3 protein-coding genes are annotated in these 6,232 nt (G+C 70.0%); all 3 read right to left on the bottom strand.

The features are described from left to right. Positions 1 to 121: 121 nt before the first annotated feature. The 3 genes from ACZ7PG_RS46420 to ACZ7PG_RS46410 all read right to left on the bottom strand — a co-directional run bounded on the left by ACZ7PG_RS46420 (position 122) and on the right by ACZ7PG_RS46410 (position 6,149). Positions 122 to 2,605, bottom strand: coding sequence for a DNA gyrase/topoisomerase IV subunit A (locus tag ACZ7PG_RS46420; RefSeq protein ID WP_470245601.1), 2,484 nt, complete (start codon positions 2,603 to 2,605; stop codon positions 122 to 124). Between the two features lie 27 nt (positions 2,606 to 2,632). After that, positions 2,633 to 4,684: a DNA gyrase/topoisomerase IV subunit B gene (locus ACZ7PG_RS46415; protein ID WP_470245600.1), complete on the bottom strand. Its 2,052-nt coding sequence runs from the start codon at positions 4,682 to 4,684 to the stop codon at positions 2,633 to 2,635. A 136-nt stretch (positions 4,685 to 4,820) separates the two neighbouring features. Next, positions 4,821 to 6,149 carry a phospholipase D-like domain-containing protein gene (locus ACZ7PG_RS46410; protein ID WP_470245599.1) on the bottom strand — a complete coding sequence of 443 codons (1,329 nt, stop codon included), beginning with the start codon at positions 6,147 to 6,149 and terminating at the stop codon, positions 4,821 to 4,823. Positions 6,150 to 6,232: the final 83 nt, after the last annotated feature.

The raw sequence follows: 6,232 nt of genomic DNA, 5'->3' as shown, positions 1-6,232 counted from the left end.
CGGGCGCTGAAGAAAAAAGACACAGATAAAAGACTTCTGTTCGTCCCTAACAGACTATTTCTCCTGGTGGGGGGTTGTGGGGGAAAAACGTTGTTCCACCCCTTTTCCCCCCCCACGACCGTCAGTCGCGCTCGATTAGGTGGCCTACCACGTCCGGGCCTGGGTGGGCGTGGCCCGAACCGTCGCGGCGGACGTCGATCTCCGGGAGCTCCACCGGGTCTCCGTTGCGGGCCGCGCCTGCCGGGCGGGGGCCGATCCATGCCACTCGCAGCGCCGTCTCGCCCTTCAAGAACCGCTGGGCCCTGACTCCGCCCGTCGCGCGGCCCTTTGCCGGGTACTCGCTGAACGGCGTTACCTTCACGCTCTGGCCGGACGATGTGATGACCAGGGGCTCGCCGTGTTCGTCGTCGTCCGTGCGGATCGCTCCGAAGAACACCACCGTGCCCGCGCCCACGTTGATGCCCGCCATGCCGCCGCCCTTCAGGCCCTGCGGGCGGACCAGTGAGGCCGCGTACTTCAGCAGCGCCGCCTCCGAGGACACGAACGCCAGCGTCTCCGAACCGTCCTTCAGCCACGTCGCGCCGACGACCTCGTCGCCGTCCTTCAGCGAGATCACCTCGAACTCGTCCGAACGGACCGGCCACTCCGGCGAACAGATCTTCACCACGCCGGCCTTCGTGCCCAGCGCCAGGCCCGGCGAACTCGCCGCCTGCTCGCCCAGCGGCGCGATCCCGACGACCGTCTCGCCCTTCTCCAACGGCACCAGCTCGCGCGCCGCCATGCCGCCGCGCAGCGAGACCGTGCCCGCCTGCTCCGGCAGCACCGGCAACGGCAGCACGTCCGTCTTGAACGCCCGGCCGCGGCTCGTCACCAGCAGCACCTGCCCGCGCGCGGTCGTGTGGACCACCGCCGCGACGGCGTCGTGCTTCACGCGGCCGTTGCGCCGGCGGGTCTCCGTCGACTCCTCGGACTCCGCCGCGGTGCGCGCCACCAGCCCGGTCGCCGACAGGATCACCTGGCACGGGTCGTCGGTGACCTCCAGCGGCCCGGACGGCTTCGACGCGGCCAGGACCTCCTTCAGGTCACCGTCGATCAGCGAGGTGCGGCGCTCGGTCGGGAAGTCCTTCGCGATCTTCGCCAGCTCCGCCGAGACCAGCTTCTTCAGCACCGACTCGTCGTCGAGGATCTTGGTCAGCTCGGCGATCTCCTCGCGCAGCCGCTCCTGCTCCGACTCCAGCTCGAGGCGGTCGTACTTCGTGAGCCGGCGCAGCGGGGTGTCGAGGATGTACGTCGCCTGGATCTCCGACAGCTTGAAGCGCGTCATCAAGCCGTCCTTGGCGGCCTGCGCGTTCTCGCTCTCGCGGATGAGCTTGATCACCTTGTCGATGTTCAGCAGCGCGACCAGCAGGCCGTCGACCAGGTGCAGCCGCTCTTCGCGCTTGCGGCGCCGGTACTTCGTGCGCCGCGTGACGACCTCGTAGCGGTGCCGGAGGAAGACCTCCAGCAGCTCCTTCAGCCCCAGCGTCTGCGGCTGGCCGTCGACGAGCACCAGGTTGTTGATGCCGAACGACTGCTCCAGCGGCGTCAGCCGGTACAGGTCCGCGAGCAGCGCCTGCGGGTTGACGCCGACCTTGCACTCGATGACCAGCCGCGTGCCGTTCTCGCGGTCGGTGAGGTCCTTGACGTCGGCGATGCCCGTGAGCCGCTTGGACTTGTTGACCTCGTCGGTGATCTTTTCGATCACCTTCTCCGGGCCGACGCCGTAGGGCAGCTCGGTGACGGTGATCGCCTGCCGCCCGCGGCTGCCCTCAAGGGGCCCGGTCTCGCAGTTCGCGCGCATCCGGACGACACCGCGGCCGGTCTCGTACGCGCGGCGCACCTCGTCCAGGCCCAGCAGGCTGCCGCCGGTCGGCAGGTCGGGGCCCGGGACGAACTCCATCAGCTTGTCGAGCGTCGCGGTGGGGTGCGTGATCAGCCACCGCGCGGCCGCGACGACCTCGCCGAGGTTGTGCGGGATCATGTTGGTCGCCATCCCGACCGCGATCCCGGACGTGCCGTTGACCAGCAGGTTCGGGAACGCCGCCGGCAGCACGGTCGGCTCTTCGAGCGAACCGTCGTAGTTCGGGCGGAAGTCGACGGTGTCCTCGCCGAGCTCGCCGACCAGCTGCATCGCCTCGGGCGACATGCGCGCTTCGGTGTACCGCGACGCGGCCGGGCCGTCGTCGGGCGAGCCGAAGTTGCCGTGGCCGTCGATGAGCGGGACGTTCAGCGAGAAGTCCTGCGCCAGCCGCACCATCGCGTCGTAGATCGCGACGTCACCGTGCGGGTGGTACTTGCCCATCACGTCGCCGACCACGCGCGACGACTTCACGTACGCGTGCGTCGGGCGGTAGCCGTTCTCGTTCATCGAGTACAGGATCCGGCGGTGCACCGGCTTCAACCCGTCCCGCGCGTCCGGCAGGGCGCGCGAGTGGATGACCGAGTACGCGTACTCCAGGTAGCTGTCTTCGATCTCGGTCTTCAGCGAGTTGTCGAAGACGTTCGCCCCGGCGGAGTCGAACGCGCTGGGATCGACCTTGGTGGTGGTGCCCTTGCGGCGTGCCACGGCTGAACTCCTTGGTAGCTGCGAAATTTAAGCGTCGATGGCGTCGCGGTCGATCCGGTCCGAAGAGGCGACCAGCCAGTTCCGCCGGGGCTCGACCTTCTCACCCATCAGCAGTTCCAGCGCGCCCTCGGCGGCCTCGGCGTCGTCCATGGTGATCCGGCGGACCGAGCGGCTGGCCGGGTTCATCGTGGTGTCCCACAGCTCGTCGGCGTCCATCTCGCCGAGGCCCTTGAACCGCGGCACCGGCGTGACGATGCTCTTGCCCGCCCGCTCCAGCTCGGCGAACTTCGACTCCATCTCCTGCTGCGTGAAGGTGAAGTGCGTCTCCGGGTTGCGGCCCTTGGTGACGAGCTTGTGCAGCGGCGGCATCGCCGCGTACAGCCGGCCGTCCTCGATCACCGGGCGCATGTACTTCGCGAACAGCGTGATCAGCAGGGTCCGGATGTGCGAGCCGTCGACGTCCGCGTCCGCCATCAGGATGACGCGGCCGTAGCGCATGGTCGTCAGGTCGAACGTGCGCCCGGTGCCCGCGCCGAGGACCTGCACGATCGACGCGATCTCGGCGTTCTTCAGCGTGTCGCCCAGCGACGCCTTCTGCACGTTCAGGATCTTGCCGCGCAGCGGCAGCAGCGCCTGGTACTCGGACACGCGCGCCATGCGCGCCGACCCGAGCGCGCTGTCGCCCTCGACCAGGAAGAGCTCGCTGCGGGAGACGCCGGTGGTGCGGCAGTCGACCAGCTTCGGCGGCATCGCCGCGCCCTCGAGGGCGGTCTTGCGCCGGGCCGCGTCCTTCTGCTGCTTCTGGGTGAGCCGGACGCGGGAGGCGTCGACCACCTTCTGCAGCACGACCTTGGCCTCGGACTTCGTCTTGCGGTCCTCGGTCCAGGCCTTGACGTGCTTGTCGACGATGCCCTGGAGGACGCGGGTGATGCCGGCGGTGGACAGCTCGTCCTTCGTCTGCGACGTGAACTGCGGCTCCGGCAGCCGGACGTGGATCACCGCGGTCATGCCCTCGAGGACGTCCTCGATCGTCGGCATGTCCTCCTTGGGCTTGAGCAGCCCGCGGGTCTTGGAGATCGCGTCCTGCAACGCCTTCGCCATCGCGCGGTCGAAGCCGCGGCGGTGCGTGCCGCCGTGGACGTTGCGGATCGTGTTGGTGAAGCACTCCACCGTGCGCTCGTAGCCGGTGCCCCAGCGCAGCGCCACCTCGACCTCGGCCCGGCGCTCCACATTGGACTGCATGACGCCCGCCGCGTCCGCCGCGTTCTCCTTGTACGTGCCCTCGCCGGTGATCAGCAGCGTGCCGCAGACCGGCTTTTCACCCGACGGGGCGAGGAAGTCGACCATGTCGGCGAGACCGTGCGGGAAGTGGAAGGTCTCTTCGTTGATGGTGTCTTCGATCGCGGTGCGCAGCACGTACGTGACACCCGGGACGAGGAACGCGGTGTTGCGCAGCTTGGCCCGCACGCCCTCGACGTCCAGCGCCGCGCCGGACTCGAAGTAGCGCGAGTCGTACCAGTAGCGGATCGACGTGCCGCCGCGCTCGCCGCGCTTCATCTTGCCGACGAGGTTCAGCCCGGAGCGGCGGGTGAACTTGGCCTTCGGGCCGGGCGCGTCGAAGGTGCCGGGGACGCCGTGCTTGAACGACATCTGGTGGACCTTGCCGTCCTGCTTCACCGTGACGTCGAAGCGGTGCGACAGCGCGTTGACCGCCGAAGCGCCGACACCGTGCAGGCCGCCGGAGGTCTTGTAGCCGGAGCCGCCGAACTTGCCGCCGGCGTGCAGCCGGGTCAGCACCAGCTCCACGCCGGACAAACCGGACTTCGCGTGGGTGCCGGTGGGGATGCCGCGGCCGTCGTCGTCCACCTGGACGCTGCCGTCGGCGTGCAGGGTGACGACGACGCGCGTCGCGTGGCCGGCGACACCCTCGTCCGTCGAGTTGTCGACCACCTCGGAGAAGAGGTGGTTGATGCCCCGGCTGTCGGTGGAGCCGATGTACATCCCGGGGCGTTTGCGGACGGCCTCGAGACCTTCGAGATGGGTCAGGTCGTCGGCCCCGTACAAGGTCTCGGCAGTCACAGGGTCGTTCTCCCGGATCGTGGCTCGCGAAAAGTGCTGGTGGTGGTGCGGACTCGGCCTGCACCGTACTGCAGGATATCCGCCCACCCCGACAACTTCCGCGCGCTCCCTGCTCCGGAGTGGCGCGCGCCGCTCGCTACTTGGGGTCGTAGCCCAGGTCGGGCCACAGGCCGAGCAGGGCTTCGATCTTCCGCGGGACCTGGAAGCTGTTCCGGAAGTTCGGCTTCTCGCCGATCGTCGCGAGGCCCTTGCGGAGCTCGCCGAACGCCGGCCGCGCGGACGACTCCCGGGTCAGGATGTAGCAGTAGGTGCGGCGCGGGTAGGCGAACTCGTCGGTGTGGGCCTGCAGCACGAGACCGGGGGCCTCGATCCGCGACCCGACCAGGGCCCGGCCCTGCTTCTGGCTGTAGACGCGGATCACGTGCACGCCCGCGCGCAGCGTGCGCGGCGGGTCCTGGCCCTGGCCGTCGTCGGCCCAGAACAGCTCGACGCGGAACGGCTGTTCGCCGTTTTCGCCGGGATGGGTGTACTCGCGCGCCAGCTCTTCGAGCCGGTACTCGGCCTCCGCCGACGGCTCGCCGCCTTCGACGAGGCTGACGAGGTACAACTCGGCCGGGCGCGGCCAGGAGGGGCGAGGTACGTCGGTCTGCGTCTCCGGCGTGTCGCCGGTGTCCGGCTCGGTCACGACGGCTGCTGTCGCAACCGGTTCCGGGGCCGGCGTCTCCACCGGGGCGGGCGGCGGCGCGACCTCGGCGACCGGCGCGGGCTCCGGCGGCGGTGTCGGAGCGGGCCGGACCGGGGACGGCGCCGGAGCGGGCGGGGCGGGGCGGACGGGCGACGGCGCCGGCGTCGCGGCGGCGGGCCGGACGGGGGTCGCCGGGCGGCTCGTCACGACGGGCCGGGCGGGCGGAGTGGAACGGGCGGGGGCGGCGGGGCGCTGCGCGGTCACCGGCTTGCCGGCGCCGTACTGCTCCAGCAGCGGCTCCAGGTCGCTCGCCGTCAACGCGGGGCCCGCCAGGTCGCACCACTCGAGCCAGGCCTCCTGGGCCTCCTCGACGGTGTGCTTCTCGTGGGAGACCGTCACCGCCTCGAACAGCTGCCGCGGACCGGCGGCGGTGACGTCCGCCGAGCCGACGACCACGAACGACGGGTCGTCCTCGGCGATCACCAGCTTCGCGTTCAGCCCGCGCAGCGAGTGCACGATCACGCCCGCCTTCACCCAGTGCAGCAGGGCGTGCGGGCTCGTCGCACCGGACAGCACGGTGTCCAGGCTCGCGTCCGTGATCACCGTGTCGCCGGGTTCCAACGGCAACAGGGCAGCCGCACCGGGACCGACGTGGCCGAAGGCGGCCACCAGGTTCCGGCGAGGCGCGAGCAGTGGGGTGATCGAGCCCCAGATGTCGCGGCCCGTGAGTAGTCGTACCGAACGTTCTGCCAGACCCAGCCGACCGAGCTCCGCGTCCATGTCCCAGACCTTACTTGGTGCCCCCTACGGCTTTGACGGCCGGAATATCTCTTGCTTGGAAGTAGTTGAACGCGCATGTAAGA

The sequence above is a fragment of the Amycolatopsis sp. NPDC114504 genome (genome assembly GCF_055633595.1).
Note: the sequence above shows the minus strand (reverse complement) of the source record. Positions and strands in the feature narration are given on the sequence as shown.